We start from the raw sequence: 3,274 nt of genomic DNA on the forward strand, positions 1-3,274 counted from the left end.
CGGGCGCGGCCTTCACGTAGCCCGCGTCCTCCAGCAAACCCGACAAGCGTTCGGAATCGTGCACGTTCATCTGGCAACCGAAGGTGCGGACCTCGAACGTCCGTACATCGGGGACAGACGCACTCTCAGAATCAGTCACTTGTCGCTCGCTATCGACTTCCTCGAGTATTCAACTCGACCACGCCTACCTATCTACTGACCGACCATCGATCGAGTGGAGAGAAGAAACCGCGAACTCCACCTGAAACGAGGCTCCGCCTAACTCCTTTTCGGGTAGATCCAGAAACTCGGTAACCTACTGCGGAAATTTCTCGCATCGCTTTCAGGGTGATCGAGAGAAACTTTCGCATCTCATAATCTCCATTATTGAAAAGGAGATTCGAAACGTGTCGATGATATTGATTCTGGGATCCGCCGCCGTTGCCGAGGAGGTCAGCTGATGGCGAGAATATTAACCCCGCATCCTCCATTGCGCAAGTCCTCCGCCCCGGTTCTCGGGCCGGTAGATCTGTCCGTACACTCAATCACCTCGAAAATGATAGGCGTACGTGCTCGAGGGGCCTACGTACGTTATAGAGGCTGCTTTTAGTGCTCAATTGACCCTTCATCAATATACTGGACGGTCGACAGAAACGGGGCGAGGAGCATCTGATGGATCCGGCGCTCAGTGCTGGCACGGCAGTTGTGCCGATGGTTTGCTCAGGTGGTTATGAATGTTGTTGCGGCGCAGTCTATTTGTTGGCAAGCGAGGATCGGTGGCCGGTTCAAGTGGTCGGAGCCGCAGTGCCGGGCCCGGCAGTATCTTGAAGCAGGTCAGCGACGGCGAGTGTCCAAAGGCACAGAAGTAGGATTACCTGCAGCCAAGGGAATTCTCGCCCGATCCGAAGGACGTGCAGTTTCGAACCAGACTTGCCATGATCGACCGGACTCGGCGCGGTCGATCACCTCCCCTTGGCTCGCATCGACGCCGCGTCGATCACCGCCTGCGACCAGTCGATCAAGCCTTCCATACCCCGCTCATGGAGCACGGCGCGATGTAGACGCCGCTACAGACCGGCCTCGGTCCAGATAGTGAACCAGCGATGCGCCGTCGGCGCGGTGCGATCGAAAAAGGTGGCAGCATCGGCCACGCACAAATCGCTGAGCATGTGCACACCACCGCGGTGAAAAGCGCCGGCTGGTCGACCGGCGCGGTACCGCCACCCCTGCGTGCGCGGAACGAAATCCGGCAGCAACGGCTCCACCGGCTCCCACAACTCGTCGGGCACCAACCGCTTCGGCAACTCATCTGACACGATCAAATGTCCTGTGACACAGTCCGTCTCGACCCGCCAGCAACGGATTGCATCGACATGATACAACTTCTCAGCGGGGTGCCAGCGTGCAGGATCGGTCTCGATCAGATTCAGGAGTCTATTTTTGTGTCTCTGTTGGGCCGATGATTCGGGGGATTTCCCGGAAAGGGGGTGACGTAGAGGTGCGTGCTGCTTCGTAGGCATTGATTATCTCTATCGAAACAGGCCCTCGGCGGGATACTGGATGGCCCTCTTGGCGAGCCCATGCGCGAATCTGCGAAACCCTCTTGTCGCTCAGTTCGTCGGAGCCCTTCCTCCTCCGAGCGCGTCGTTTTCCCCCGATCTTGTGAGCGAAAGGAATCCACTCGTGAAAGATCCCGCGCAACCGATCTGCATTAACCTCCGACAAGTCCATCTCGTATGTAATTCCATCAAAACCGAATGTAACCTTTTCCGTGGCTTTCGACTTCTTGTCGAAGTCATCGATAAGGAGCACTTTGAGTGCCATGGGACCCGGCCTTCCACGCTCGCAGGATTGCAAAATTTAGGAACGGGCGACAGTTGCAGCTTTTGCTCCACGCTCACCAACAGCGGGATCGCAGCGGCGGCACAGGAGGTCGGTCACCCTCTCGACCTATGGCGCTGCTATTCCGAACGCTCAACTATATGCGCCGTGCGCACCGACAATGAGGGGTCGCTCCCGACCGCAATCGCTGACACTGCACCTGAGAGCGTAAACCTACTTTCAAACGATCGGACGATGAGGATCGTAGCCGCTTATCTGCCATTGCGCAAGTCCGATATCGATTTTTCAGAAGTGGTTCGAGCGGGGCGCCGCCCATATCTCAGGGAAGTGAAATACCTACGTGTGTCTATAAAATCTACGTACGACTTAATTCTCCTCAATGACTACGGTCGAAGACACAGGCGTACTTCCGCTTCGCCCGCCGGTCGCGTGCAATAGGCGAGCAAGAGGATGGCTCATATGATTAGCGGCGCGAACATCCATCGGGCGGCTTGACGGTGATCACGGTGCGGACCCCAATCCGGCGAAGCGGTCGCCAGATGCAAGACAACGCGCCGCTGCACTACCGTGCCGGTCGGGTGTCAGGTTGCGGTCTTCGAACAGCAGCTTCACCCGCGATCCGAGTCGGGCCGCATGCCCGACAGCGCCCACACACAGGCATTGTGAGAAACCACCAGCACGGGGGAGTCGAATCAACTGCTCCGACTTTTATCTAGTGGCAGCGGTTGGTGGCGGTGGATTCCTCACCTTATACGTGGCGAGATCTTCCTCAACATTGCTCGACCGCAAACGAACCACATGGCCGACGACGAAACCTACCGGTGACGAGGCAAGGTCCAGGCCAACCTCGTCGAAGGACGCCACGACCTCGCACAGCGGATCTACCAGGGGAAGGAAGCGGGAGGCGTCGAACGACTCACCCCCCGTCTGCAACGAATCCACGGCGCGGGACACCAGTCGAGCAGTTGATCGTCGAGGATGTCGGTATCGGTGCCGACCGATCCGAGGCGCAGTGCGATGGCGGTGACTGGAGGCTCCCCGGTTCGGTTGACTCCTGATCCGTGATGACTTCGGTCCTCGCAGTGGAAGGATCGTCATCATGCCCAAGCCGTTCCCCAAGGTGTTTCGTCGCGATGTAGTCGCGGTTGCCCGCAAGGGTGCAGCGCCGTTGGCTCAGGTCGCCAAGGATTTCGGCATCCGCAGAGTTGCCTGAAGAACTGGCTGAAACGAGCGGACATCGGAGATGGGGCCCGGTCGGGCGCCACCTCGGACGAGTCCACCGAGCTGGGCGAGGCCCGCAGACGGATCCGGCAACTCGAACAGGAAGCCGAGGTCATGGGTCACGCGGTCGCCTAATACCAAGGCCGCGCAGTTAGCGGGTGGGCTGGGTTTGTCAACCGGCGTGGGATGGTGAGTTGGGACAGCGGAACTGCTGGTAAAGAGGTGTTGTCCG

The 3,274-nt window shown here is 58.6% G+C and carries 3 protein-coding genes and 1 pseudogene; 1 reads left to right on the forward strand and 3 read right to left on the reverse strand.

Going from position 1 to position 3,274, the window contains the following annotated elements; genetic code table 11:
* The 3 genes from AB0L97_RS38510 to AB0L97_RS38520 all read right to left on the reverse strand — a co-directional run.
* Positions 1-139: hypothetical protein (locus AB0L97_RS38510; RefSeq protein WP_364439989.1), on the reverse strand; the 139-nt coding region annotated here is incomplete at its 3' end.
* Positions 140-1,046: 907 nt separating this feature from the next.
* The gene (locus AB0L97_RS38515; RefSeq protein ID WP_364439985.1) at positions 1,047-1,295 is read right to left on the reverse strand and encodes a hypothetical protein; all 249 of its coding nucleotides are present in this window, start codon (positions 1,293-1,295) and stop codon (positions 1,047-1,049) included.
* A gap of 118 nt (positions 1,296-1,413) precedes the next feature.
* The gene (locus AB0L97_RS38520; RefSeq protein WP_364439987.1) at positions 1,414-1,803 is read right to left on the reverse strand and encodes an Lsr2 family protein; all 390 of its coding nucleotides are present in this window, start codon (positions 1,801-1,803) and stop codon (positions 1,414-1,416) included.
* Between the two features lie 1,117 nt (positions 1,804-2,920).
* Between AB0L97_RS38520 and AB0L97_RS38525 the strand changes: the two are divergent.
* Positions 2,921-3,171: pseudogene (locus tag AB0L97_RS38525) on the forward strand (transposase); the annotation flags it as partial.
* Positions 3,172-3,274: the final 103 nt, after the last annotated feature.

Source organism: Nocardia sp. NPDC051911 (assembly GCF_040681035.1).
Taxonomy (GTDB): Bacteria; Actinomycetota; Actinomycetes; order Mycobacteriales; family Mycobacteriaceae; genus Nocardia; species Nocardia sichangensis.